18 protein-coding genes and 1 pseudogene are annotated in these 25,480 nt (G+C 75.1%); 10 read left to right on the forward strand and 9 right to left on the reverse strand.

What is annotated here, in order from left to right; all coding sequences use genetic code 11:
- Positions 1-108 precede the first annotated feature (108 nt).
- Together ABT171_RS14645 and ABT171_RS14650 are read right to left on the reverse strand one after the other, a co-directional pair.
- Positions 109-1,572, reverse strand: coding sequence for an MFS transporter (locus tag ABT171_RS14645; protein WP_351243456.1), 1,464 nt, complete (start codon positions 1,570-1,572; stop codon positions 109-111).
- Between the two features lie 177 nt (positions 1,573-1,749).
- Positions 1,750-2,226, reverse strand: a complete 477-nt coding sequence (locus ABT171_RS14650; protein ID WP_351243458.1) for an Lrp/AsnC family transcriptional regulator — start codon at positions 2,224-2,226, stop codon at positions 1,750-1,752.
- Between the two features lie 229 nt (positions 2,227-2,455).
- On the opposite strand from ABT171_RS14650, the gene ABT171_RS14655 reads away from it, so the two are divergent.
- Positions 2,456-3,946 (forward strand): FUSC family protein, encoded by a 1,491-nt coding sequence (locus tag ABT171_RS14655; RefSeq protein ID WP_351243460.1) that lies wholly within the window; start codon positions 2,456-2,458, stop codon positions 3,944-3,946.
- 245 nt (positions 3,947-4,191) lie between these two features.
- Positions 4,192-5,238, forward strand: coding sequence for a lactonase family protein (locus ABT171_RS14660; RefSeq protein ID WP_351243462.1), 1,047 nt, complete (start codon positions 4,192-4,194; stop codon positions 5,236-5,238).
- A gap of 82 nt (positions 5,239-5,320) precedes the next feature.
- On the opposite strand, the gene ABT171_RS14665 is transcribed toward ABT171_RS14660, so the two are convergent.
- Both ABT171_RS14665 and ABT171_RS14670 read right to left on the reverse strand, forming a co-directional pair.
- Entirely contained in the window at positions 5,321-6,247 is a 927-nt protein-coding gene (locus tag ABT171_RS14665) for a sirohydrochlorin chelatase (protein WP_351243464.1), read from the reverse strand.
- A gap of 219 nt (positions 6,248-6,466) precedes the next feature.
- Complete coding sequence (locus ABT171_RS14670; RefSeq protein ID WP_351243466.1) at positions 6,467-7,441, reverse strand: N-acetylglucosamine kinase; 975 nt, start codon at positions 7,439-7,441, stop codon at positions 6,467-6,469.
- Positions 7,442-7,707: 266 nt separating this feature from the next.
- On the opposite strand from ABT171_RS14670, the gene ABT171_RS14675 reads away from it, so the two are divergent.
- Positions 7,708-8,385, forward strand: a complete 678-nt coding sequence (locus ABT171_RS14675; RefSeq protein ID WP_351243468.1) for a uracil-DNA glycosylase — start codon at positions 7,708-7,710, stop codon at positions 8,383-8,385.
- A 106-nt stretch (positions 8,386-8,491) separates the two neighbouring features.
- On the opposite strand, the gene ABT171_RS14680 is transcribed toward ABT171_RS14675, so the two are convergent.
- Positions 8,492-9,580 carry a WD40/YVTN/BNR-like repeat-containing protein gene (locus tag ABT171_RS14680; RefSeq protein ID WP_351243470.1) on the reverse strand — a complete coding sequence of 363 codons (1,089 nt, stop codon included), beginning with the start codon at positions 9,578-9,580 and terminating at the stop codon, positions 8,492-8,494.
- A gap of 287 nt (positions 9,581-9,867) precedes the next feature.
- Here ABT171_RS14680 and ABT171_RS14685 point away from each other — a divergent pair, with 287 nt between their 5' ends.
- Complete coding sequence (locus ABT171_RS14685) at positions 9,868-10,458, forward strand: Rv1733c family protein (protein ID WP_351243472.1); 591 nt, start codon at positions 9,868-9,870, stop codon at positions 10,456-10,458.
- Between the two features lie 572 nt (positions 10,459-11,030).
- Here ABT171_RS14685 and ABT171_RS14690 read toward each other — a convergent pair.
- Positions 11,031-13,010, reverse strand: coding sequence for a HEAT repeat domain-containing protein (locus ABT171_RS14690; protein WP_351243474.1), 1,980 nt, complete (start codon positions 13,008-13,010; stop codon positions 11,031-11,033).
- A gap of 166 nt (positions 13,011-13,176) precedes the next feature.
- Entirely contained in the window at positions 13,177-14,856 is a 1,680-nt protein-coding gene (locus tag ABT171_RS14695) for a DNA alkylation response protein (RefSeq protein ID WP_351243476.1), read from the reverse strand.
- A gap of 71 nt (positions 14,857-14,927) precedes the next feature.
- Between ABT171_RS14695 and ABT171_RS14700 the strand changes: the two genes are divergently transcribed.
- The 4 genes from ABT171_RS14700 (at position 14,928) to ABT171_RS14715 (ending at position 21,159) form a co-directional block, all read left to right on the forward strand.
- Positions 14,928-15,686, forward strand: a complete 759-nt coding sequence (locus ABT171_RS14700) for a PaaX family transcriptional regulator C-terminal domain-containing protein (protein ID WP_351243478.1) — start codon at positions 14,928-14,930, stop codon at positions 15,684-15,686.
- Positions 15,683-16,102 carry a DUF6221 family protein gene (locus ABT171_RS14705; protein ID WP_351243480.1) on the forward strand — a complete coding sequence of 140 codons (420 nt, stop codon included), beginning with the start codon at positions 15,683-15,685 and terminating at the stop codon, positions 16,100-16,102. Before ABT171_RS14700 ends, ABT171_RS14705 begins: the two co-directional genes overlap by 4 nt.
- A 174-nt stretch (positions 16,103-16,276) precedes the next feature.
- Positions 16,277-16,852 carry a hypothetical protein gene (locus ABT171_RS14710; RefSeq protein WP_351243482.1) on the forward strand — a complete coding sequence of 192 codons (576 nt, stop codon included), beginning with the start codon at positions 16,277-16,279 and terminating at the stop codon, positions 16,850-16,852.
- Between the two features lie 104 nt (positions 16,853-16,956).
- Complete coding sequence (locus tag ABT171_RS14715) at positions 16,957-21,159, forward strand: cation-translocating P-type ATPase (RefSeq protein WP_503075235.1); 4,203 nt, start codon at positions 16,957-16,959, stop codon at positions 21,157-21,159.
- A 281-nt stretch (positions 21,160-21,440) separates the two neighbouring features.
- On the opposite strand, the gene ABT171_RS14720 is transcribed toward ABT171_RS14715, so the two are convergent.
- Positions 21,441-22,520 (reverse strand): NADH:flavin oxidoreductase/NADH oxidase, encoded by a 1,080-nt coding sequence (locus tag ABT171_RS14720; protein ID WP_351243486.1) that lies wholly within the window; start codon positions 22,518-22,520, stop codon positions 21,441-21,443.
- A 131-nt stretch (positions 22,521-22,651) separates the two neighbouring features.
- On the opposite strand from ABT171_RS14720, the gene ABT171_RS14725 reads away from it, so the two are divergent.
- Complete coding sequence (locus tag ABT171_RS14725; protein WP_351243488.1) at positions 22,652-23,008, forward strand: ArsR/SmtB family transcription factor; 357 nt, start codon at positions 22,652-22,654, stop codon at positions 23,006-23,008.
- 100 nt (positions 23,009-23,108) lie between these two features.
- On the opposite strand, the gene ABT171_RS14730 is transcribed toward ABT171_RS14725, so the two are convergent.
- Positions 23,109-24,443, reverse strand: a complete 1,335-nt coding sequence (locus ABT171_RS14730) for an FAD-dependent oxidoreductase (protein ID WP_351243490.1) — start codon at positions 24,441-24,443, stop codon at positions 23,109-23,111.
- 113 nt (positions 24,444-24,556) lie between these two features.
- Between ABT171_RS14730 and ABT171_RS14735 the strand changes: the two are divergent.
- Positions 24,557-24,841: pseudogene (locus ABT171_RS14735) on the forward strand (DUF6214 family protein); the annotation flags it as partial.
- Positions 24,842-25,480 lie beyond the last annotated feature (639 nt).

The raw sequence follows: 25,480 nt of genomic DNA on the forward strand, positions 1-25,480 counted from the left end.
CGGGAGAGCGCGGGCCGGCGAACGGAACCGTCCGGCGAGCCACGGTCACCCCAAGCCCCCCGGTTCTCCCAGCCCCACCTGTCTCGCGCCCCAGCTGCCCCGCCCCGCCTACGCCTCCTGCCGTGCAGGCTGCCTGGTCTGCTCGGGGTGGGGGCCGGCCCGGCGTTCCCGGAGGTCGGCGAAGGCCAGGCAGAGGGCCAGCAGGATGATGGCGACGCAGGTGAGAAGGCCGTACTGGAGTGCCGTGGCCGGGTCGCCGTGGTTGGCCAGGTGGGCGAAGAACACCGAACCCACCGCCGCGACACCGGCCGCCGAGCCGATGCGCTGCCCGGTCTGCAGCACCCCGCCCGCCGCTCCCGCCCGCCGCACGGGCACGAGGGTCAGGGTGAGCGTGGTGTTGGGGGAAGTCGTCAGGCCCGAGCCGATGCCGGCGAGCAGCATGGGAAGCGCGGCCGCCAGGGCCACGCCCTGGCCCGGTACCCAGTGGACGGCCGCGATGACGCCCAGAATCCCCACCGTCACCGTGCACAGCCCGGCGATGACCAGCTTGCGCCCGAAGCGCACGACCAGGCGGCCGCCGACCGCCGCACCCACCGCCGTGCCCGTCGCGAAGGGCATGGACGACAGGGCCGCCGCCAGCGCGCTGTAGCCCATTCCGTTCTGCAGGAAGATCGTGTAGACGAAGAACAGCGTCGTGAAGCCGCCGAAGTACACCAGGCTCAGCAGCGCGCCGAACGAGAAGGAGCGCAGCGCGAAGAGCCGCAGGTCGACCAGCGGAGCCCGGCCGCGCCGCTGCTGGCGCCGCTCCCACCTCCAGAACGCGGCCAGCAGCCCCGCGCCGGCCGGGAGCAGGGCCCACTTCAGCCGCCCGTGCCACTGCTGCTCCTGCACCAGGGGCAGCATCACGGCGAGCACACCCGAGCCGAGCAGCAGGACGCCCGGCACGTCGAAGCACTCGCGCTTGCCCGGTGAGCCGGGGGAGCGGGGCAGCAGCCGCAGGGCCGCGCAGAAGACGGCCACGCCGATGGGCAGGTTGACGTAGAACACCGAGCGCCAGCCGTCGACCCCGCTGGAGGCGTGGATCAGCAGACCACCCGCCAGGGGGCCGACCGCCGTGGAGACACCGATGGTGGCGCCCATCATGCCGAATGCGCGGGCCCGTTCAGCGCCCCGGAACATCTGCTGGATCAGCGCCGTGGCCTGCGGTGCGAGCAGCCCGGCCGACGCTCCCTGGACCAGCCGGAACAGCACCAGCCAGCCCGGGCCGGAGGACAGCCCGCAGGCCGCCGAGGCGAGGGTGAACAGGGCGAGCCCGGTCAGGAAGGTCTGGCGCTGTCCGTGCAGGTCGCCGAGCCGCCCCGCCGGGACCAGGACCAGACCGAAGGTGAGCGCGTAGCCGGACACCACCCAGGACAGGTCGGCCGGGCTGGCATGCAGCCCACGCTCCACCGAGGGCAGCGCCACGTTCACGATCGACGTGTCCAGCAAGGACATGAACGCCGCGGTCAGACAGACGGCGAGCGCCTTCCACCGGCGGTCGTCCTGGGCCGGCCCGGCCTGGTCTGTAGTCATGGGATCACGCTATGCAGCCGCCAGGTACCCCGCACGGCGGGAAGACGTGTTCCCTCCCCACCGGCCGGGTCCGCTCCCCGGCGGGTGACGTATGACGCCCTCGGTGCCGCCGCGACGTCCCCGACATGGACAAGCGGCGTGCCCTTGCTCCAATGGGGTGCCCCGGCTCACGCCGGGTCAGGCGCGGACCGCCCGGCCCACCGACTCCACCAGCGGCAGCAGCCGGTGCGGGACGCGCTCGCGCAACGCGACCTCCGTGCGGGTGCGCACGACGCCCGGCAGGCTGATGAGCTTCTGGATGACATCCTCCAGATGGGCGTTGTCCCGGCCCACCACCCGGGCGAGCAGATCCCCGCCGCCCGTGATCGAGAACGCCTCCACGATCTCCGGCACGGCGGCCAGCGCGTCCCCCACGTCGTCCAGATGCCCCTGGGTGACCTCGATGTGCACGAAGGCCAGCACCGGATGGCCCAGGGCGGCGGGGGAGAGGGAGGGGCCGGTGCCGGTGATCACGCCGTCCCGTTCCATACGGTCCAGTCGGGCCTGGAGCGTGCCGCGGGCGACGCCGAGGATGCGGGCGTACTCGCGCACGCTGGTGCGCGGCTGCTCCAGAAGCAGCCGCAGGATGCGGGTGTCGAGCTCGTCCACGGCCATGATGGACGACTGTACCAATGGCTCAGCGTGCTGGCGGCCGTGTGTGCCGTCCGACCTGGTCCGTTGGTATTCCGGTCGACATGGCCGCTCGCCCGGTGCTGTACCAATGGCTCAGCGATTCGGATCACACTTGAGCCAGTGACCTGGGTGATGCTCTCATGGAGCCGTCGATGGCGCTGCGGACCCCGCGGCGCCTTTTCTGTGCCGGTGTTCCATGGGGAGGGCAGCAGTGGTGAAGAGGATGTTCGTGGCTCCGGACCCGGGGCGGGCGCGGTTGCGCTTCGCCGCGCGGGCCGTCCTCGGCATCGGCCTCGCGGTCGTCGTCTGCCTCCTCGCCGGCCACTCCCTCGTCGGGGCGGTCACCGGAGGCCTCGCCGCGCTCCTCGCCCTGTTCACCGTCGCCGACCCGACCGTGCGCGGGCAGGCCGTCACCACCGCGCTGCTGCCCGCCGTGGGCCTGCCGGTGCTCGCCGTCGCGGCCGGGCTGCACGACGTCCCCGTCGCGCGCGACCTGGCCTTCCTGGGCGTCGTCGGCTCCGGGGTGTACGCGCGCCGCTGGGGACCGCGCGGGCACAGCCTCGGCGTGTTCGCCTTCATGACGTTCTTCGTGGCCCAGTTCCTGCACGCCACCCCGGCGCAGCTGCCCGAGCTGTACGCCGCCGTCCTGCTGTCCGTGCTCAGCGCGGCCGTGGTGCGCTTCGGCGTGTGGTGCTACGAGCGCCGGCTGCCCGCGGCCGCCGTACCGGCCCCGCCCGCCTGGCGCGGCCTGGCCCGGGTGACCACGCGGCAGGCCGTCCAGGCGACCGCGGGCGCGGGCTTCGCGCTCGTCGTGGGCCAGCTGGTGTCCGGACAGCGCTGGTACTGGGCCGTCGGCGCCACCTGGTGGATCTTCGTCAACACCGCCTCGCGCGGCGAGACACTGGTACGCGGCTTCCGCCGGGTCCTCGGCACGCTCATCGGTATCTGCCTGGGCTTCCTCGTCGCCGTCCCCGTGGCCGGCGCGCCGGTCCCGACGGCCGTCCTCGTCGCCGTCGCCGTCTTCGGCATCTTCTACACGGCCGCCGTCTCCTACACCTGGATGATGCTCTGGGTGACCCTGCTCGCCGAACTGCTCTACGGCCTCCTCGGCGTCCTCAGTCCCGGCCTGCTCGCCCTGCGCCTGGCCGAGACCGGCGTGGGCGCGCTGGGTGCCGTACTCGCCGTGCTGTTCGTCCTGCCGGTCACCACCCACGCCGTCACGGACGCCTGGATCCAGCGTGCCCTGCGCTGCGTGCACGCCTGCACGGCCGAGGCCGCGGCACGTCTCGCCGGCTCCCCGACGGCGGACCCGGCGCCCCGCGTGGCCGAACTGGAGCAGTTGCTCGGCCGGGTGCGGCTGTCGGTGGCCCCGCTGGTGCACCCGCTGAACCCGATGCCGGCCCGCAAGCGGCGCGCCCGCAGGGTCCTCGCCCTCCTCGACGACTGCGCCCGCGAGGTCCGCGGACTGGTGGCGGTCGCCGCCGATCCCGAGGCCTCCCACGACGCCCGCCTGGCCGCTGCCTGCTGGCGCGTCGAGACCGCGGTCGAGGCGCTCACCGCGGGCCGCCCGGAACCTGTCCCCAGCCCCGCCGACCCGCCGTCCGAACCTGCCCTGGCCCATCTGCACGGCCTGGAACGCGCCCTCGCCGAGCTGGCCGAACCCCTGCGGACACCGTCGGGTTCGCGGCTGGTGGGGGCGTGAGCGGTCACCTTCGGGGCTGACCGGCAGCGAGCCGAGCCGATCCCGGGGCGCGGCTGGTGGCCGCCCGAGTCCGTACACCTGAGGGACCCGAGTCCGTACCCCCTGAGGGAGGGGTGCGGACTCGGCGTGTTGAGGGGCGTGACAAGAACCCTCCAGCACGCCCGCGCCTCTTGGTCTAGACCGGCATGGTCGGCTGCTACCGTCGGGCCGGGACGGGCTCGACCGAGGACCGAGAGGGGACAGCGGTGGCAGAGGACGGCAGGCCCGGAAGACCCGGCAGGCGCCGGGCGTTCATCGGCTCGTTCACGGCAGCGGGCGGCCCCGGCCTCGTGACCGCCGAGGTCGCGCCGGACAGCGGCGCCCTCACCCTCGGCCCCGCCGTGAACGACGTACCCGACCCGTCCTACCTGGCCCTGTCACCGGACGGGGAGACCCTCTACGCGGTCAGCGAGACGGCCCAGGGCGCCGTCGCCGCCTACCGCGTCAACGGCGGCCGGCCGGTACTCACCGGCCCGCCCGTGCCCGTCGACGCCAGCGGACCGGCCCACCTCGGCCTCTACGCCGGACACGTGCTGACCGCCAACTACGGCTCCGGCACCGTCACCGCCGTACCCCTGCGCCCGGACGGCACGCTCGCCGCCAAGCCCTCCGGGCGGCTGCAGCACACCGGATCCGGCCCGCACGACCGGCGCCAGCGCGGCCCGCACGCCCACCAGGTGCAGGCCGACCCGAGCGGCAGATGGGCCGTCAGCGTCGACCTCGGCACGGACTCGGTACGGATCTGCACCCTCGCGGACGGCGCCCCCGCCCTGCACCGCGAGTTCGCGCTGCGCCCCGGCTCAGGCCCCCGCCATCTGGCCTTCCACCCGGACGGCGCGCACGCCTACGTCGTCAACGAACTCACCCCCACGGTGACCGTGTGCCGCTGGGACGCCGAGGCCGGCGCCCTCAAGCCGCTGACCGAGGTCCCCGTGCTGCCCGGTGCGCCCGCCGGCGACGCCTATCCGTCCGGCATCGTGGTCTCGCCCGACGGTCGCTTCGTGTGGACCGCGACCCGCGGCGAGGACGTCCTGTCCGTCTTCGCCGCCGAGGGCGAGACACTCCGGCTGACCGGCACGGTTCCGTGCGGCGGGCACTGGCCGCGCGCCCTCGCCGAGCACGACGGCTTCCTGTACGCGGCCAATGAGCGCTCCGGCGAGGTGACGTGGTTCGCCGTGGACGAGGCGACGGGGGTGCCCCGGTACGACGGTTCGGTGCCGGTCCCCGCGGTCTCCTGCATCGTCTTCGGCTGAGGGCTTCCCGGCGCAGGCGAAGGGCCCGCTCCGTGGTGCGGAGCGGGCCCTTCGCCGTACGGGTGCGGGTGCCGGCGGGTGGTCAGCGGACCGGCATGCCCTGCGGCTGCTGCGGGGCGATGCCCAGCGCCGTCGTGTACTTGGCGAGGGCGAGCTTGCCGATCGCCGGGTACGCGCCGAGCGCCTCGGCCGTGGCGCAGCCCGCCTCCTCGGCGGCCGCCGCCAGCAGCGCCGGGTCGATCTCCGGGCCGATCAGATACGGCGCCAGGGCCAGCTGCTGCGAACCCGAGGAACGCAGCTGCTCGGCCACGGAGGAGATCGAGCCCTCCTGGTCCAGGGCCGCCGCCATCACCGGCACCGCCAGGCGTGCGGCGAGCAGCATGCCGGTGATCCCGGCCGCCTGTACGGCCTCCTCGCCGCCCACGGACGCCAGGATGATGCCGTCCGCGGCGGTGGCCACCGTGAACAGGCGCGCGCGGTCGGCACGGGCCAGACCCGCCTCGGACAGCCGCACGTGCAGCGCCTCGGCGAGCAGCGGGTGCGGGCCGAGCACATCGGTCAGCTCGGCGGCGACCCGGCTGTCCATCACGGACTGGCGGATCTGCCGCAACAGGGCGCTGTCCGGTCCTGCCAGCAGCGGGACGACGACCGCGACCGGGCCGTCGGGCTCCTTGACCCCATCGAGCCCGGCGGCGACGGCCTGCTCGTAACGGGCCGTGCGCTCGTCGGCGGCGTGCGCGAGCACCGACCGGAGCGAGGGGAACTCGGCGTCGTCCCCGTCCAGGTATCCGATCCGGGCGTCCAGGCCGGGCAGCTCGGAGCGGGCGATGCTCACGACCTCTTCGGCGAGGGCGCGCGCGGCGGCGCTGGGCGCACCGGGCACCGCGAGGGCGAGCGCGGGCGCACCCTCGGGAGCCACCAGCGGTTCCGGTCGGCGGTGCCGTCCGGGCTGGCGGGGTCGCGGCATTCGTACTGGCAGGCCGGACTCGGGCCCAGTGGGGGTGCTCATGGCGCCGCATGTTACTGGCTTCGGGGGTTCCTCCGTTCGGGGAGGGTGCAGGTGAGCGGTTTCCGTCCGGTTTTGTCTGATGAGTGACAAGCGGATGACACATGTTCGGAGCACGTGCCGAGAACATGGGCTGACAAAAGGCCGGCAAGGGGACAGCAAGGGAGCGGCGGGGGAGCGGCAAGGGTGGGAGAAGGGAGCCATCCGCTGTCGCGGGAGTCCTCAAGCGGCTTGTGCCGGGACCACCAGGAGCATGGTCTTTTCACCCGGCAGGGTGAGCCGGCCGGCCGCCAGGTCGGCCGCGATCCTCACCGCGCCGTGCAGCGGATCGCCCTCGGCCGGCACCTGGCGGGCGTACGGCAGTCTGCCCGCCAGCTCCTCGCGCAGGGGGGCGAGGAGCGAATCGCCGAGGCGGAACAGACCGCCGGTGAGCGCCACTTGGGGCGTGCCGTCCGCCGGGCACACGGCCGCCGCGGACTCGGCCATGTGCCGGGCCGCCGCGCGCAGGATGTCCGCGGCGACCGGGTCCCGCGCGGCGCAGGCGGCCACCCGGGGTGCGAAGGAGGCCAGTACGGCGGGCCGGTCGGAGCGGGGGTAGAGCAGGCCGGGCAGACCGCGCACCGGCCCGAACTGCTCCTCCGCACAGGCCAGCAGCGGTGCGGAGCCGCCGTCCCGGCCGTCGTGGGCGCGCAGCGCCGCCTCCAGCCCGGCCCGCCCGATCCACGCGCCGCTGCCGCAGTCCCCGAGCAGATGGCCCCACCCGTCGGCCCGGCGCCAGGCGGTGAGGTCGGTGCCGACCGCGATCAGCCCGGTGCCCGCTGCGAGCACCGCGCCCGGGCGCGGCCCGAGGGCGCCGACGTAGGCGGTGACGGCGTCGGCGGCGAGCGCCACCTGCCGTGCACCCAGCTCCCGGGCGAGGGCGCCCGGCAGTTCGGCGCGCAGGGCGTCGCCCAGGCCGGCGAACCCGGCGGCGCCGACGACGGCCGTCTCCAGCCGGCTGATCCCGGCCTCGACGGCGGACGCCCGGGCCAGTGGGACGAGCTGGGCCATCAGATGGGCGGGATCGATGCCCCGCGCACCCGTGCGGACCGGTTCCCGTGACTCCCGCCGGGCGGCGGGCGCCCGGCCCGGCACGCCGACGGCGACCCGCAGACCGGAACCTCCGGAGTCCACCGCCACGTACCCGGGGACGCTCACAGCAGTCTCCGGTCCACCGGCAGCGGGCGTACCTCGGGCGCGACCGGGAAAGACGGGCGGTTCCTGACCACTGGACGGAACAAGCTCCCCTCCTTCCCGGTGACCGGCCCCGGTGACCGGCTGCCTTCCCGGTGACCGGCTGCGTGATCTGCTCGACCGGCTCGAAGATCTCGACGAGGAGGAAGGGTAGCGCCCGAGGGATGGCCCGGTACGGAGGCTTCCCGGCGTATGCGGGGTGCCTGTGTGTGCCAGTAGAGTGACGCGCCGTGGCACCACGACCCTTGCATGAACTTGTCGAACCGGGCTGGGCGAAGGCTCTTGAGCCGGTGGCCGAACGCATCGCCGCCATGGGGGACTTCCTCCGGGCCGAGATAGCTGCGGGCCGGACCTACCTGCCGGCTGGACCGAATGTCCTGAGAGCCTTTCAGCAGCCCTTCGACGACGTCCGCGTCCTGATCGTCGGCCAGGATCCCTACCCCACGCCGGGCATGGCGATCGGGTTGAGTTTCGCGGTCTCCCCCGAGGTGCGTTCGTTGCCGGGCAGCCTGGAGAACATCTTCCGGGAGATGCACTCCGACCTGGGGCTGCCCAGGCCGTCGAACGGCGATCTGACGCCGTGGACGCAGCAGGGTGTGCTGTTGCTCAACAGGGCCTTGACGACGGCCCCGCGCAAGCCCGGGGCCCACCGCGGAAAGGGGTGGGAGGAGGTCACGGAGCAGGCGATCCGGGCGTTGGCCGCGCGCGGCAAACCGCTGGTGTCGGTGCTGTGGGGGCGTGACGCGCGTAATCTGCGGCCGTTGCTGGGGGATCTTCCGGCGATCGAGTCCGCGCATCCGTCTCCGATGTCGGCGGACCGGGGCTTCTTCGGTTCGCGTCCCTTCAGCAGGGCCAACGACCTGCTGCTGCGGCAGGGTGCCCGGCCTGTGGACTGGCGACTGCCGTAGCACCACCGCCCCCGCCGCGCCCCAGCGGACCTGCACCCTCACTCACCGCAGACGCGAGCGGGTCGAGGGTGTGGTTCGTCGGAGGAATGCGGCCCGTCCACGCGGTTCAGCCGATCACCGCCGCCCGCACGCACAGCACATCCGGCAGATGGGCCGCCAGCTGCTGCCAGCTGTCGCCGTCGTCGGCCGAGGCGAACACCTCGCCGTTGCGGTTGCCGAAATAGACCCCCGCCGGTTCGGCGTCGTCGGTGCACAGGGCGTCCCGCAGCACCGTGCCGTAGTGGTCCTCCTCCGGCAGCCCCTTGGACAGCGGATCCCAGGTGCGACCCGCGTCCGTGGTGCGGAAGACCCGGCAGCGGTGCTCGGCGGGCACCCGGTCCGCGTCGGCGTTGATCGGGAAGACGTACGCCGTGCCGGCCCGGCGCGGATGCGTGGCCACCGCGAAGCCGAACGTGGACGGCAGATCCGCCCCGATGTCGGTCCAGTGCGCGCCCGCGTCGTCGCTTCGGTACACCCCCCAGTGGTTCTGCAGATACAGCCGGTCCGGGTCGCCCGCGTCCTTGGCGATCTTGTGGACGCACTGGCCGAACTCCGGGTTCGGATCGGGCAGGAACACCGCCGACACACCCGAGTTGGACGGCGCCCAGCTCGCGCCGCCGTCGGTGGAGCGGAACACCCCGGCCGTCGAGACGGCCACGGTCACCGCACGGGGATCGCGGGCGTCGGTGACCACGGTGTGCAGTCCCTCACCGCCGCCGCCCGGCACCCACCGGGAGCGCGTCGGATGCTCCCACAGCGGCCGGACCAGCGCGAAGCTCTCGCCGCGGTCCTCCGAGCGGTACAGCGCCGCGGGTTCCGTGCCCGCGTAGACCACGCCGGGCTCGGCGGCGGCCGGGTGCAGCTGCCAGACGCGCTCCAGGGAAGCGCCGGTGTCCTTGGGGAACTTGACGGCCGGCTGCGGCGGTTCGGTCCAGGTGCGGCCGAGGTCGTCGGAGTGGAAGACCGACGGACCCCAGTGCGCGCTGTCGCCGCCCGCCAGCAGCCGGGGCCGGTCCCCCCGGGTGTCGATCGCGACCGAGTAGACCGCCTGCGCGTTGAAATACGGACTGTCGTCGAACTCCCAGGCACCGCCGCTCCTTCGGCGCCCGATGAACAGACCTTTGCGGGTGCCCACCGCCAGCAGAACCTCGGTCATGCCGATCACCTCCGGGACGCCGTCGTCCAGGTAGTCGCGAGTCAGGTAGTCGTCAGTTATCGGCCAGTGTGCACCCCGCCACTGACACTCTTCCTCGAAGAGTGTGTTCGTGCAGGCCACAGCGGTGTCGTGAGCCCATGACGAAGATCGGCGGGGGCCCGTTGCGGCATGCGCCTGCGCGCACGGGGTGTCTCGTGCGACCGTCGGGAGACGGCTCGTCCTGAGCAACGGAGCGGTCTCCCGCGTATGGGAGGGCGGTCCGGCCGGTCGGTGCGCTCGTGAGGAGGATGCCTTTGAAGGCGTTCCGTGGTCCGAAGGTGTGGCTGTGGCGGTGGCGGCGCAACCCGCTCAAACGCCGGGCCGACATGGTGGAGGCCTGGGTCGTGCTCGGCGCCTGGCTGCTGACCGTCCTGGCCGGGGTCACGGCCGGACTCGTGGCGGCCCGGTCGGTGGAGCACGGACTCGCCGGGGAGCGGGCGGCCTCGCGCCTCGTCGTGGCCCGCGTCGAGGCACGGGCCCCGGGAAGCCCGCCCGCGCACGGCCACGCGTCCTCCGGTGATCAGGTCTGGGCCGAGGTGCGCTGGACGACGGCCGACGGCTCCGCCCGCACCGGTCGGGTCCGGGTCGAGCCCGGTAGCAAGGCCGGCACGCCGGTCACCGTCTGGACCGACCCGCAGGGCCGTCTCGTCAGCCGCCCCGCCTCCGCCGCGGAGGCCGCCTTCCGTGGCAGCCTGATCGGCTGCCTGGTGGGCGTGAGCACCGCGGCCGTCCCCTTCATCGGCGGCCTCGCCCTGCGCGCCCGTCTGGAACGCCGCCGCATGGACGCCTGGGACACGGAGTGGGCACGGCTCGGCCCGCAGTGGGGGCGCACGGTCTGACCAGGGCCGCAGGTCGGCTTCCGGTACGGCCGGGGATCCGCGCCGCGGTGCTGCCGCCGGGGGTCCGGGCCCGCGGTGCTGCCGACACCCGAGCCGGCGTGGCCGAGCCGCGCGTTGCGTCCGGCGCCGTGTTCCGCGCGTCCGCCGGGAGGACAGACGGGAGATCGGCCGACTCTCCGGCGTACGGGGCGAGCAGCCCGGCCCGGGTGAGGAGGAGGCGGCAGCGCAGCCCCCGACGGGCGGACCGCGTCGCCTGTGCCGCGACCACCCTCGGCGGGCGTGAGAGGCCCCCGGCGGCCCCGGCGCGGCACGGAACCCTCCGGGCGTCTCGGGTGGTTGGCGGCGATACGGCTCTGCAACCGAGTGTGGGGCAGGGGGCTCAGCCGGGCATCGCCTGCCGCCGGCATGCCGAGAGCAAGGGCGAGGCCGGGATCCATGTCGCCGACGCCGCCGATACGACCCTGAGGGGCCGACTGGGACCCCCGGATCGCCGCAGGGAACGGCCTGGCACCGCTCGCCGACGCCGATCCTTCCCGGACCCGTCGGCTCGGGCCTGTGCCTGCCCGGATCCCCTACATCGTCCCCAGCGCCTCCCGGCACGCTCTCAGCAGCGTCTCGTCCTCCGGTACGGCCTGGCCGCCGCGGCCTCCCGGTCGGGCCGGAAGGCGGCGCGGAGCGGCCAGTTCGGCCGCCACCAGGTGGCGTAGCGGGGCGGCGGCCGGACCCATCTCGGTGAGGCACCGCGCGATCGGGGCGCGGGTGTGCGGGGCGTCCACCCAAGCCGCCCGGAACGCCCGCAGGACCGGCTCGGGATCCGCGTCGACGCGCCACAGCGCGCAGGCGGCCGACACCCGCTCCTGCGCCGGCCACGAGCAGGCCATCCGGCGCAGCGCGGGCAGCGCGGAGCGCGCGGCCGGCCCCAGTCTGCCGAGTTGCCGGGCGGCCCGGCACCGGCGCTCCGGATCGGTGTGGGCCAACTCCCGCAGCAGCACGGGGAGTACGGCGGAGGCGTCCTGGTGCGCCGACCAGAGTGCGCCGGCCGCGGCGGCGGCGTGCCGGGTGTGCAGCAGTGCGCGCAGGACGGGTATCGCCTGCGCGGTGGCGCCCAGCGCCTCCAGCGTCTCGACGGCCTGGCCCGCGACCGCGTCCCGTGCTCTCAGGCTGTCGGGAGCTCCCGTCAGCAGCCGCAGCACCTCCGGAACCGCGTCCTCGTCCCCGATCGCGCCGATCGCCGCGAGCAGCGGGGCGGCGAGCCGGGCGGCGGAGGGAGAGGCCGGCGGGATCCGGCCGAGCCGGTGCCGTACCGCGGGGGCGAGGGGGGCCGCGGCGGCGCCGAGGCGGATCAGTGCGAACCCCAGGTCCACCGGCGCGGCCGGGCCGGCCAGTAACCGGGCCAGGGCCGGAACCGCGCGCGGATCGCCGCTCCCGGCCAGCGCCTTGAGCGGGCCGCCCAGCGTGGGGGAGCCGCGCTCGATGCGGTGCGTCCACAGGTCGGGCCGGGCGCACACCAGCGCGTGCAGCTCGTCCGCGGCGGGCGCGGCCAGCGGTCCCAGCTCCGCCAGGACCGCGACCGCCGCGTCCCGCAACCGGTCCTGCTCCGCGGCCAGTTGGACGCCGAGCAGCCGGACCGTCGCGCTGTGGTCGCCGCGCCAGCCGCGCAGCAGTGCCGCCGCCATCCACACGGCGTTGCACCGGTCCACCGGATCCGGGCTGGTCAACTGCCCGGCCAGGAGGGCGGTCCGGTCGTCCACGCGGTCGCCGAGCCCGGTGTGCAGGGTGCGCAGCAGCCGGGAACCCTCCTCGTCGGACGGGCGCAGCCGCCGTAAGCGCCCGACGAGCGTGTCGGCGGAGGGCTCGGGGATCACGGCACGGTGTGCGGAGCGCTCCCGGAGCAGCCGGACCGCCGTCGGCACCACATCGGCGGGCAGCCGGTCGGGCGCGACGAGCGCGAGCTGGCCGAGTGCGGCGAGGCGCAGCCCCGGGCCATACGGCGGCGCGCCCTGCTCGGCCAGGAGGTCCAGCGCGGCGTCGGCGTACCCGGGGTACCGGCGGACGAACAGGCCGAGCGCCTCCGTGAGGGCGGGCAGCACACGGTCGTCCCGTTCGGCCCGCAGCCGCTGCCGCAGCAGCTCCAGGACCCGCGTCGGTGCGGACAGGAAGTGCACGAGGGCCGCGGCGGTGGCCCGGCGCACCGCCGGGTCCGGGTCTGCGGCGAGCGGGACGAAGACCTCGGCGCCCGCGCACACCGCCTCCCGTGCGCGCGGGTCCCCGTCCGCGCTCTCCGCACCGATGCCGACCAGCAGGTCCACGACGCCGGACCGGTCCGGCAGCTCCTCCCGGGCCACGAGCGAGAGCAGGAAGGGGACGCAGGCCAGTGTCGAGTCGTACACGCGCCCCTGGTGGTGCAGCGCGCCGTACATCCCGTCGAGCGCGGTCGCCCGCTCGGCGGTGTCCGCGGACGCCAGGGCCCGTAACCATCCGGGCACGTCCTCCGCCGTGCCGTGCGCGTGCCGCAGCGAGGCCCAGTCGACCTCGTCGATCCCCGTGCCCACGTTGTCCTCCCCAGACGAGTGCCACCTGATCGCGAGTGTGCACCACGGCACTGACAACGGTGGGGAACCGCGCGCTGACTGTGTGCGATCCGTCGGCTGTCACCAGCCAGGGAGCGAGCGGTCGCCGGGGGCGCGCGGGCGGCCCGCGCGCCCCCGGCGGGAGGCGTCAGTTCAGGCCGGGCAGGGACCGCTCCAGGATCGCGTCGAGGCTCGCCCCGCCGGACAGGGTGCCGAACGCGTGCCCCCAGTCACCGCCCAGCCGGCTCGCGCAGAAGGCGTCCGCGACCGGGTGCGGGGCGTGCCGGACCAGCAGGGAGGCCTGGAGGGCGAGCGCCATCCGTTCGACCAGCCGGCGTGCGCCCACCTGGTCCGTTTCGGCCAACTGGGCCTTGAGCCCGGCGACGGTCGCGTCCAGGCGGGCGTCCGCCCCGCGCGCGAGGGCGAGTTCGGCGAACAGGGCCTCGGCCGTGTCCGGTTCCCGGCCGAGCGCGCGCAGTACGTCGAGCGCGTTGACGTTGCCCGAGCCCTCCCAGATCGACAGCAACGGCGCCTCCCGGTAGTGCCGGGGCATGCCCGAGTCCTCGACGTACCCGTTGCCGCCCAGACACTCCAGCGCCTCCGCGGTGAACGCCGGGCCCCGCTTGGTGACCCAGTACTTGCCGACGGCGGTCGCGATCCGTCGGAAGGCGCGCTCCCCGGCGTCCCCGCGCACCGCGCGGTCGGCGGCTCCGGCCAGCCGCAGCGTGAGGGTCGTCGCGGCCTCCGACTCCAGCGCCAGGTCGGCCAGGACGTTGCGCATCAGCGGCTGCTCGATCAGCCGGGCTCCGAACGCGCTGCGGTGCCGGGCGTGATGTCCCGCCTCGACCAGCGTCCTGCGCATCAGGGTCGCGGAGGACATCACACAGTCCAGCCGGGTGCAGTTGACCATCTCGATGATGGTCTTCACCCCTCGGCCCTCCGGCCCGACCAGCCAGGCCACCGTACCGTCGAACTCCGGCTCCGAGGACGCGTTGGACCGGTTGCCCAGCTTGTCCTTCAGGCGCTGGATGCGGAAGGTGTTGCGGCTGCCGTCCGGCAGCACACGCGGCACCAGGAAACAGGACAGTCCGCCGGGAGCCTGTGCGAGCACCAGGAAGACGTCGCACATCGGCGCCGACGTGAACCACTTGTGCCCGCGCAGTGTGTACACACCCGGCTCCGCGGTGGGCGTGGCCGCGGTGGTGTTCGTCCGGACGTCGGAGCCGCCCTGCTTCTCGGTCATGCCCATCCCCGCGAGCAGCCCCGGCTTCTCGGCCGGCACGCGCAGCTCGGGGTCGTACTCCCGGCTGGTGAGCAGCGGTTCGTAGACCTTGGCCAGATCCGGCTGGGCGCGCAGCGCGGGCACGGCGGCGTACGTCATCGACGTCGGGCAGCCGTGGCCCGCCTCCGTGTGCCCCCACACCAGGCCGCCCGCGGTACGGGCCACATGGGCGCCGGGCCGCTCGTCCGCCCAGGGCGCTCCGGCCAGGCCCTCGGCGACCGCCGTCCGCATCAGGTGGTGCCAGCCGGGGTGGAACTCCACCTCGTCGACGCGGTGGCCGTAGCGGTCGTGGGTGCGCAGGACCGGCTCGTGCCGGTTCGCCAGCTCGCCCCACTCCTGCGCCTCCACGCTGCCGGCGCGCGCCCCCAGCCGCCGGATGTCCTTCTCGGCCCACCCGGCGCCCTCCCGGCGCAGCCCCTCCAGCAGGGCCGGGTCGTCGGAGGAGTCGTACGGAGCCAGGGGCGGGGCCTGGTTGGTGACGTCGTGCGTGGCGTACTGCTGCCGGGACCGCGGCTGCGCAGGCGACTGCGCGGGAATCGAGACCATGGAAGCATGTTGCACTCTCGCTGCGGCCGTAGCAATACTGCAACAAGGAGGTGCACGTACAGTACGTGTCCATGCCCATGAACGTCTCGCCCGCGCCGGAGGAGGCAGGCCTGCGGCCGCTGTCCGCGCGGTCGGTCGTGCTGAGCCTTCTCCTCGGCGCGCACCCGGCGGAACTGACGGTGAAGGACCTGGTCCGGCTGGTGGAGCCGTTCGGTGTCGGCGGCTCCACGCTGCGCGCCGCGCTGAGCCGGATGGTCACCGCGGGGGACCTGCGCCGAACCGACGCCGTCTACCGGCTCAGCGACCGGCTGCTGGCGCGCCAGCAGCGCCAGGACGAGGCGCTGCGGCCCGGTACGCGCGCGTGGGACGGCGACTGGGAGATGCTGGTGATCACGGCCACCGGTCGCGGCCCCGCCGAACGCGCCGAGCTGCGCACCCGGTTGACCGCCCTGCGCCTGGCCGAACTCCGCGAGGGCGTGTGGCTGCGCCCGGCCAACCTCGACCGCGGCCTGCCGGAGCGGCTGCACTCCGTCGCCCGGACGTACACCGCGCGCCCCGACGAGCCCGGGCGGGACCTGGTCGCCCGGCTCTGGCCGCTGGAGGCCTGGGCGGCCACCGCGCGGACGCTGCTGGCGCACACGGCGGCGGCCCGCAGCCCCGCGGACCGGCTCACCGCCTACGCCGCGGCCGTACGCCACCTGCTCACCGACCCCGTGCTGCCCCCCGCACTCCTGCCGCCCGACTGGCCGGGGGAGGCCCTGCGCACGGCCTACGCCGGCTATCAGCGGGAGTTGGCCGCCTCGCTGGGACCCAGGGAGCGTGCCGCATGACGGCGCACGCCCTCGAACGGTTCCTGCGGGCCCGGTTCCAGGAGGAGGAGCGGGTGGCCCGCGACGCGACCGCGGGGGCGCCCGGCGCGGTCTGGGGCGTCATGGCGGACCACATCGAGCAGGTGCTCACCTCCCAGCACCGCGGGACCACACACACCCCGCTGGTGCAGTTCGGCGCCGAGGACCCGGTACGGCTGCTCACCCATGTGGCCCGCCATGATCCGGCGCGCGTCCTGCGGAACGTCGAGGCGGGCCGGGCGCTGCTGGCGGAGCACCGGCCGGCGGCGGACGGCCGCTGCCGCACCTGCGCCGCAACGGCCCGAGCGAGCCGGGCACCGGCCCCGTGCGCGACGCTCCGGCTGCTCGCGCTGCCGTTCGCCGGGCATCCCGAGTACGACGAGGCGTGGCGCCCGTAGCCGGCACCGCTCACTGCGCCGGCGAGAGGCCGGATGCGCGGCGGTGCGGGTGGCGCCGAGCCACTCCGAGGAGTTCCCTGGGAAGAGTGGCGCCCCCGGCCGGAAACGGGGGATGACCAGCGCGGTGGCGGGCACTCGGTGGGGCACGTAGGGCGAACTCACCCGAGGAGAGTCATGGCTGAGCAGAAGTCGTCGTCGGCCCTCATGGCGCCCGTGCACGGCGCGGCCTCGGTGCTGCGCAGGGTGCCCGGCGCCGGGATGGTGAGCAGGGCCGCCGAGGGGACGCTGGACAAGGTCGGCGCGGTGTCACCCCGTGGGCGGCGCATCGCCGTGTACGCGGGGGCCGGAGTGCTCGGTGCCGCGGGCGTGGTGGAGTGGCCCGTGGCCCTCACGGGCGCCGCCGTGGCCTGGCTCACCCAGCCCCGGCCCGCGCATCCGGCCGAGAGTAGGGCCGGGCAGGAGCCCGAACCAGCCCACGACCTCGGCACCGCGGCCCTCAGGTCCGGCCACGGCACCGGGTCGGAGGCCGCCGCGAGCACCGAGGCAACCAGTGGTGCCGGGACCGCGGCCGCCGGTGGTACCCGGGCGTCCGCAGGCCATGCGGCATCGGCATCCGGTGGCAGCCGGAGCCATGGCGGCAGCAGGTCGTCCGGCAGCGCGCGGACCTCCCGGGGGGCCGAGGGCTCGGAGGCCAAGCCGTCCCCCGGCCCGCTCGGTCCCACGGCGCGGCCCGACCGCACCACCCTCTGAGGAGGGACACGGTGCTCGGAGTGCTGGCGGCGCCCTCGGCCGCCGTACGACTGCTGCCCGCCGCGCCGCGGCTGCTGGCGCGGGCGGCCGCGCCCGCGGTCGGGATGGCCGCCGGTGCCGCCGCGGGAACGGCGCGCGCCGGAGTGCGCGGCGCGGACGCCGCCGTACGGGCGGCGCGGGTCGCACGCAACGCGCTGCCCGGGGACGACCACTGGCGGGCCGGCGCGCGCGCCCACCTGGCCCTGCGGCCCCTGGACCGGGGCGCGGGCGGCACGGCGCATCTGGCGCGCCGGATGGCCGAGACGCTGGCCGAGCGGCCCGACGTGCTCGTCGCCTACTGGGACCAGGGGCTCGCGCGCCTGGTGGTGACAGCGACCGGCGAGGAGGCCGCCGACCGGGTCGTGGAACACGCCGCCGAACTGGCCGAGCGGCACGGGCTGGTGCTGTCCGCCGACGATGTGGAGGAGACCACGCATCCCGCCGACCCGGCCGGGGTGCGCGCGGCCGTGGCCGCGCTCGCCGCCGACGCGGTGGGCATCGGCGCCGCGCTCACCGCCTACTCGCTCCGGCTGCCGCCCTCCCCCCGCGTGGTCACCGCGGTGGTGACGCTGCTGCGGGAGAACCCGCGCTTCCGCTCCTGGCTGCGCGCCCGGCTGGGCGACACCGGCATGGATCTGCTGCTGGCCTGCGCGAACGCCGCCGCCCACGGCGCCGGGCAGACCCCCACCTCGCTCGTGCTCGAAGGTGTCCTGCGGGCCTGCCAGGTGGCCGAGACGGTGGCCCGCGCCGCCGCCTTCGACGCGGTGCACGACCAGCTGTGCGCGCCGGGCCGCGTCAGCCTCCCGGCGGACGGCGCCGCCCGACCGCCGCTGCGGGAATCCCCGGCGCAGGAGTACGCCGCCCACGCCTCCGCGGGCAGTGTGCTGGGCGCCGCGGCCACCCTCCTGGTCAAGCACGACGGCAGCGAGGCGGCGGAGGCGGTCCTCGCCGGCTCGCCGAAGGCCGCCCGCTACGGCCCCGCCGCCTTCCACGCCGTCCTGAGCGCGGCGCTCGCCCGGACCGGCGTGCTGGTGCGCGCCCCGGAGCGGCTGCGCCAGCTGGAGATGGCCGGCACGGTCGTACTGCACCCCAGCGTGCTGCGCACCGAAGACGGCGAGGCGGACCCGTGGGCCGAACCGGTGCTGGACGCGGCACGCCGGGCGGGCCTGCGGGTGGTGCTCGTGGACGATCCCGCCCTGGAGGACTTCACCGGCCTCGCCGACCAGGTCGTGGACGCGCGCCGGCCGCTGGACGACGTGGTGTACGAGGCGCGCGGCGACGCGGGTGCGGTGCTCGCCGTCGCCCGGGTGCGCTCCGCCGACGAGCACGGGGTCCTGGCCGGGCTGCGCGCCGCCGACCTCGCCCTCGCCCTCACCGACCGGGACGGAGCGGTGGTCTGGGGCGCGGACCTGCTGGCCCTGCACGGGCTGCCCGATGTGTGGCGGGTGCTCACCGCGATACCGGCCGCCCGCACGGTCGGCCGGCACGCCCAGACCCTCGCCCGCTCCGGCGCCGCGCTCTCCGGTCTCCTCGTCGCCATCGGCGAGTCGGGCGGCGGTCACGGACGCCTGGCCGCGCTGCCGGGGATGCGGCACGCCCCCGTCGACGCCGCCGCCGTGTCGGCCCTGCTCTCCGGTGGCCGGGCCGCACTCGGGGTGGCGGCGGCCCGGCCACCGCACCCGCGTCCGCGCGTGCACTGGCACGAGCTGGACCCCGAGCAGGCCAGGGAGCGGCTGGAGCACGAACCGGACATCGAGACCACCGAGGCCGAGGGGCTGACCGCCCGCGTGCGCAACGCCGCCGCCGGGGTCGCCCGGCACCCGCTCGCCGCGCCCGTGCGCTGGTCCTACCGGCTCGGCGGCGCTGTCCGCGGCGAACTCCACGACCCGCTCACGCCGGTGCTCGCCGTCGGGTCGGCGGCGTCCGCGATCCTCGGCTCGGTCGTGGACGCCCTGCTCGTCGTCGGCGCCCTCGACCTGAACGCCCTGGTCGGCGGCGTCCAGCGGCTGCGCGCCGAACGGGCGCTGTCCGGACTGGTCGCCGAGCAGCAGCAGAAGGCGCGTCTCGTGCCGCCGGAGGGGGAGGCGCCGGCCGGCGGCACGCGCACCGTGGAGGCGGGCGAGCTGCATCCGGGTGACGTGATCCAGCTGAAGGCGGACGACGTGGTGCCCGCCGACGCCCGGCTGCTGTGGCAGGACGGTCTGGAGGTCGACGAGTCGGCCCTGACCGGAGAGTCGTTGCCGGTGGAGAAGCAGACGGATCCGACGCCGCACGCCCCGGTCGCCGACCGGCGCTGCATGGTCTTCGAGGGGACGACGGTGGTGGCGGGCCAGGCCCGGGCCGTCGTGGTCGACATCGGTGAACGCACGGAGGCCGCCCGCGCCGTCCACCTGGCCGCCCGTACGCCCCCGGCCGGCGGTGTGCAGGCCCGGCTGCAGGAACTCACCCGCAAGGCCCTGCCGTTGACGCTGGCGGGCGGCGCCGCGGTCACCGGACTCGCGCTGGTGCGCGGCACCCCCATCCGGGAGGCGGTCAGCGGTGGTGTGGCCGTGGCCGTGGCGGCCGTACCGGAGGGGCTTCCGCTCGTCGCGACGGTCGCGCAGCTGGCCGCGGCCCGGCGCCTCAGCCGCGGCGGCGTCCTCGTCCGCACCCCGCGCACGCTGGAGGCGCTGGGGCGCATGGACACCATCTGTTTCGACAAGACCGGCACGCTCACCGAGAACCGGCTGCGGCTGGTGCGCACCTCGGGCGCCGACGGCACGGTCCGCCCGGCGGACGACCCCGGGTCCGCCGGTGTCGTCCGGTCCGCCGCGCGTGCCTGCCCGCAGCTCAACGGAGGCAGCGACCGCCCGGTGCACGCCACCGACGAGGCGGTGCTGGCCGCGGCCGATCCCGACCCGGACTGGACCCAGCTCGCGGACCTGCCGTTCGAGGCGGCACGCGGATACGCCGCCGCCGTCGGCCGGAGCGGGGACGGCCCCCTCGTGCTCGTGGTCAAGGGCGCCCCGGAGACCGTGCTGCCCGCCTGCCCGGGTCTCCCGGAGCACGCGTCGGAGGCGGCCCACGCGCTGGCGGCGGACGGCCTCAGGGTGCTGGCGGTGGCCGAACGGCGATTGGACGCGGCCGATCAGGAGGCCGATGACGTGCTCGAACAGCCGCTGCGGGAGCTGGAGTTCACGGGTCTGCTGGCCCTGTCCGACGTACCGCGCGACACGTCCACCGCACTGGTGGAGGGGCTGAACGAGGCAGGCGTACGACCGGTCATGCTCACCGGCGACCATCCGCAGACCGCTCGGTCCATCGCCGCCGATCTGGGCTGGCCCGAGGATACGGTCGTGGTCACCGGGGACGAGCTGGCCGCGGCGGACCGGGCGGCCAGGGCCCGGATGCTGCGCGACGCGGGCGTGGTGGCCCGGGTGGCACCCGAGCAGAAGCTCCAGGTCGTCGAGTCGCTGCGGGACGCGGGCCGGGTCGTCGGCATGGTGGGCGACGGCGCCAACGACGCCGCGGCCATCCGCGCCGCCGACATCGGCGTCGGGATCAACGCCCGCGGCTCGGCCGCCGCGCGCAACGCCGCCGACATCGTCCTCACCGACGACGATCTGACGGTCCTCATCGACGCGGTCGGCGAGGGCCGGGCGCTGTGGCACAGCGTGGCCGACGCCATCGCCATCCTCATCGGCGGCAACGCGGGCGAGGTCGGGTTCGGCATCCTCGGCACCCTGCTGTCCGGCCGGGCGCCGCTGTCCACCCGGCAGATGCTCATGGTCAACCTCTTCACCGACCTGTTCCCGTCGATGGCGGTGGCGGTGACCGAGAAGGACGACGAGCCCGGCGGCACCGTACGCACCCGCAGCGGATCGCCCGAGGACGCCTCCGCCGTGCTCGGCGCGCCCCTGCTGCGGCAGATCCGGCACCGCGCGCTCACCACCTGCCTGGGCGCGGTGACGGCCTGGCTGATCGGCCGTTTCACGCCCGGCACCGCGCGCCGTTCCGGCACGATGGCGCTGTGCGGGGTGGTCGGCACACAGCTCGTGCAGACGTGGCTGGACCGGCGTGACAGCCGGCTGGTGCAGATCACCTGCCTGGGTTCCGCCGTGGCGCTGGTCGCCGCGGTGCAGATCCCGGGGGTCAGCCACGCGGTCGGCTGCACACCGCTCGGCCCCGTCGGCTGGACCGGTGTCCTCGCGGCGATCGCCCTGGCCCTGGCGGGCCAGCGGGTGCTGCCCCGCCTGGAGGAGACGGTCGGCCGCCTGCTGCCGGGCTGAGCACCCTGGGACACGGTCTGCCGACTGCGGCGCTAGCACCGGGAAGCCGGCCGGTCGGCCGGCACGGGGGTGGGCGGTGCGGGGCGGCGCCGGGCTGGGCGGTGGAGGGGCCGGTTTGCCGACTGCGGAGGAGGCGGGGGCCGGGGCCGACTGGTCGGCTGGGGCCGGGGAGGAGCCGGTCGGTCGGCTGGTGCCGGGTGGGGCGGCCGGGAGCTGGCCCGGCCCGCTGCCGGGCAGTAGCCGACCGGCCCGCTGCCACCCCGCAGTGGGGCAGGCCGTGGTCAGACCGACCTGTGGTACTGCTCCGGCACCCGTACCTCACCGCCCAGTTCGCGGGCGGCCTGCCGAGCCCAGGACGGGTTGCGCAGCAACTCGCGGCCCAGCAGGACGGCGTCGGCCTCGCCGTTCGTCACGATCTTCTCGGCCTGCCCGGCCTCGGTGATCAGCCCTACGGCCGCGACGGGCAGGGGGGTCTCGGCCTTCACGCGGGCGGCGAACGGCACCTGGTAGCCGGGGCCGGCCGGAATGGTCACACCGGAGGCATTGCCGCCGGTGGAGACGTCGAGCAGGTCGACGCCGTGGGCGTGCAGGTCGTGCGCGAAGCGGACCGTGTCCTCCGTGGTCCAGCCGCCGTCCTGGAGCCAGTCGGTGGCCGAGATGCGGAAGAACACCGGCTTGTCCCCGGGCCACACCGCGCGTACGGCGTCCACCACCTCAAGGGCGAACCGGGTGCGGTTCTCGTACGAGCCGCCGTAGGCGTCGGTGCGGTGGTTGGAGTGCGGGGACAGGAACTCGTTGATCAGGTAGCCGTGGGCGCCGTGGATCTCGGCGATCTCGAATCCCGCGGCGAGCGCCCGGCGGGCCGCGGCGGCGAACTGGCCGACGACCTCCTCGATCTGGGCCACGGTCAGTTCGGTGGGCACGGGGTGGCGCTCGTCGAACGGCACCGCGCTCGGAGCCAGCGGCTGCCAGCCGTACGCCTCCGGTCCGACCGGCCCCCCGCCCGTCCAGGTTCGGTCGGTCGATGCCTTGCGGCCGCTGTGCGCGAGCTGGACCGCCGGCACCGTGCCCTGGGCGGTGAGGAAGCGGGTGATCCGGCGGAAGGCCTCCACCTGCGTGTCGTTCCACAGGCCGAGGTCGTAGGGGGAGATCCGGCCCTCCGGCGAGACCGCGGTGGCCTCCACGATCACCAGGCCGGTGCCGCCCGTGGCGCGTGCCGCGTAGTGCGCGAGGTGCCAGTCCTGGGGGGCGCCCGTGAGCGGACCCTCAGGCTCGGCCGAGTACTGGCACATCGGGGGCATCCACACCCGGTTCGGGATGGTCACTTCGCGCAGGGTGATGGGCTCGAAGAGCGCGCTCACGACAGACTCCGTTCGTCACGGGACCGCTGATCGACTCGTACGATAGCCCTCGTACTACGAGAAATGTCAAACTACGAGGACCCTCGTACAATGCTGGCAGCCGAGGAGTTCCGCGACGAAGGGCAGCCGCCGTGACCGACACCGCCACCACCGGCCGCGCACTGCCGCACCCGGAGCGCGACGAGATCCGGCTGGAGTCCGTGCTGCACGCTCTGTCCGACCCGATGCGGCTGCTGATCGTGCGCGAACTGGCCACCACCGGGGCGGAGTTGACCTGCTCGCAGTTCGAGCTGCCGGTGACCAAGTCCACCACCACCCACCACTTCCGGGTGCTGCGCGAGAGCGGGGTCATCCGGCAGGTCTACCGGGGCACGGCCAAGATGAACGGCCTGCGCCGGGACGATCTGGACGGGCTCTTCCCGGGGCTGCTCGACAGCCTCCTGACGGCCGCCGACCGGCAGGCCGGCCGGCTCGGTGGCAGCGTCTGAACCAGCTTTCGCCGGAACGGAGTCGACGGCCGGAAGGCGGGTGGAGACGGTCTGCCGCTCATGTCACCAGTTCATGCCACCGAGCGGCCGGGCCGTGGCGCTACGCCGACCGGGCCGCCGTCAGCAGCGTGTCCCAGTCGGCCAGCTTGACCACGCTCCGCCCCAGTCGCGCGCCCAGCGCCGCCTCGGCCTGCTCGATCGCCAGCCACCCCGCCCAGGGCACCGGTTCGATCCCGGCCGCGCGGAGCGTCGTCAACGGATCCTCCGGCAGTTGCCTGCCGCTCAGTGCGGGAGCGTCCGCGAGCAGGGACGTCACCGTCTCCTTGGCGCAGGGCCGGTTGGTGCCGATGACTCCCGTAGGGCCGCGCTTGATCCACCCGGCGACGTACTCGCCCGGGCAGGGGACACCGTCGCGTACGACGCGCCCGGCCGCGTTCGGCACCGTGCCGCTCACCGCGTCGAACGGCAGCCCCTCCAGCGGTACTCCGCGATAGCCCACCGAGCGCAGCACCAACTGGGCGGGCACGTCCTCGAACCGGCCGGTGCCTGTCACCCCGCCGTGCCCGTCCGGTGCCGTCCGCTCGAAGCGCACGGCGCCGACCCGGCCCCCGTCCGCGAGCAGTTCCACGGGGCGCAGGAAGAACCGCAGGCCGACGCGCCGGACGGCACCGGCCGCGGGTCGGGCGGCCCAGTCGCGCAGCACCTCCAGATTGCGGCGCTGTACGGCGGGCAGCGCCGTCGGGTCGGCCGGATCCAGCGCCAAGTCGCCCGGATCCACGGTGACTTCGGTACCGGGCAGCGTGCCCAGCTCGCGCAACTCCTTGGTGGTGAAGCGGGCCTGCGCGGGACCACGCCGGCCCACCATGTGCACCTCGGTGATCCCGCTCGCCGCCAGCGCGTCCAGCGCCGCCTGCGGGATGTCCGTCGGGCGCAGCTCCGTGGCACTTCGGACCAGCATCCGCGTCACGTCCACCGCCACATTGCCCACGCCGATGACGACGGCCGACCGCACTCCGTGCAGGAAGCCCGTGTCGGCCGCGTCCGGATGCGCGCTGTACCAGGCCACGAAGTCGGTCGCGGACCAGCTGCCCGGCAACTCCTCGCCCGGGATCCCCAGCCGGCGGTCGGTGGCGGCGCCCACGCAGTACACCACCGCGTGGTAGGCCTCCCGCAGCCGCTCCACCGGCAGTCCGCCCGGGCCGCCCACCCGGACCCCGCCGAGGAAGCGCACCCGCTCGTGCTCCAGCACCGTTCTGAGGCTGCCCTGCAGCGACTTGATCTTCTCGTGGTCCGGAGCGACGCCGTAACGGACCAGGCCGTAGGGGCACGGCAACCGGTCCAGGACGTCCACGCACACTCCGGGGTCCCCCTGAACGAGGGTCTGGGCGGTGTAGCACCCGCTCGGCCCCGAACCGACGACGGCGACACGCAGCACGGCGGTACTCCTTGCCCGAAGGAGGGGTGTGCGGACGGCTCCAGCATGGCATCCCCGGGCCCGTGGCGGCAGGGGCCGGCGGGGTGACGCCGACGCGTGTCCGTTCGTATGGAATGCGATCATGCGGTTACGTTGCGTGTGTGCTAGAAGCATCCTTTCTTGATCTTTCTGATCGGAACGCGGAGGACGGCGCCGTATCCGTGTGGCCCGCGTGGAAGGTGCGGGAGCACGGCGGCACGACGTCCTGGTACCAGGTCCTGCTGGCCTTCCCCGACGGCGCCCGCGTCGAGGCCCTGGCCGTCCTGCGCGACGGGCGCGTCTCCATCGAGGACGTCAGCGCACAGCCGGCCCTGTCCCTCACCGACCTGGCGGTCCTCGCGAAATGGATCGAGGCGCCGCTGCTGGAGTCGTGCGGGGTGGCGGCGGAGCGGTCGTACGAGGGCGGCGGCGACCGGCGGCCGGACGAGCGGGAAGCCGCCGGCACGGCACGCGCACCACAATCGGCCGCCACGGAGCCCGTCCCGGAACCCGGCGGCATGGAGCGAGACCCGCACGCCGCCGCGACGGCGCCCGTCCCGAGAGCGGGCGGCATGGAGCCCTTCCCGCACGCCGCCGGCGCGGCGCCCCTCCAGCAAGTCGGCGGCACGGAGCACTCCCCGCGCCCCGCCGCCACGGAGCCCGTCCCGGAACCCGGCGGCATGGAGCGAGACCCGCACGCCGCCGCGACGGCGCCCGTCCCGCAAGCCGACGGTATGGAGCCCTTCCCGCACGCCGCCGGCACGGCACGCGCACCACAATCGGCCGCCACGGCGCTCGCCGCCGCCACAGCGCATGGCGCCGCCACGGCGCACGCCCCGGCAGTCGGCGGCATGGAGACCTTCCCGCACGGCGCCGCCACGGCGCACGCCCCGCACCCCGGCGGCATGGAGCGTGCCCCGCACGCCGCCGCCACGCGGCACGCGCCCGAAGCCGACGGCATGGAGAAGGCGCGGCCGGAAGCCGTTGGCGCGGAGCGAGGCCGGGGCGCCGCCGTCACG

Origin of the sequence: Streptomyces sp. NPDC001851 (genome assembly GCF_040297165.1) — a bacterium.
In the GTDB taxonomy this organism is placed as follows: Bacteria; Actinomycetota; Actinomycetes; order Streptomycetales; family Streptomycetaceae; genus Streptomyces.

Excerpts from the sequence above, each read along its gene's own strand:
- ABT171_RS14695 (WP_351243476.1), bottom strand. The coding sequence starts at position 14,856 with ATGGTCTCGATTCCCGCGCAGTCGCCTGCGCAGCCGCGGTCCCGGCAG.
- ABT171_RS14715 (WP_503075235.1), top strand. The coding sequence starts at position 16,957 with ATGGCCGCCGGTGCCGCCGCGGGAACGGCGCGCGCCGGAGTGCGCGGC.
- ABT171_RS14650 (WP_351243458.1), bottom strand. The coding sequence starts at position 2,226 with ATGGCCGTGGACGAGCTCGACACCCGCATCCTGCGGCTGCTTCTGGAG.
- ABT171_RS14685 (WP_351243472.1), top strand. The coding sequence starts at position 9,868 with ATGCCTTTGAAGGCGTTCCGTGGTCCGAAGGTGTGGCTGTGGCGGTGG.
- ABT171_RS14665 (WP_351243464.1), bottom strand. The coding sequence starts at position 6,247 with ATGAGCACCCCCACTGGGCCCGAGTCCGGCCTGCCAGTACGAATGCCG.
- ABT171_RS14700 (WP_351243478.1), top strand. The coding sequence starts at position 14,928 with ATGCCCATGAACGTCTCGCCCGCGCCGGAGGAGGCAGGCCTGCGGCCG.
- ABT171_RS14680 (WP_351243470.1), bottom strand. The coding sequence starts at position 9,580 with ATGACCGAGGTTCTGCTGGCGGTGGGCACCCGCAAAGGTCTGTTCATC.
- ABT171_RS14705 (WP_351243480.1), top strand. The coding sequence starts at position 15,683 with ATGACGGCGCACGCCCTCGAACGGTTCCTGCGGGCCCGGTTCCAGGAG.
- ABT171_RS14645 (WP_351243456.1), bottom strand. The coding sequence starts at position 1,572 with ATGACTACAGACCAGGCCGGGCCGGCCCAGGACGACCGCCGGTGGAAG.
- ABT171_RS14710 (WP_351243482.1), top strand. The coding sequence starts at position 16,277 with ATGGCTGAGCAGAAGTCGTCGTCGGCCCTCATGGCGCCCGTGCACGGC.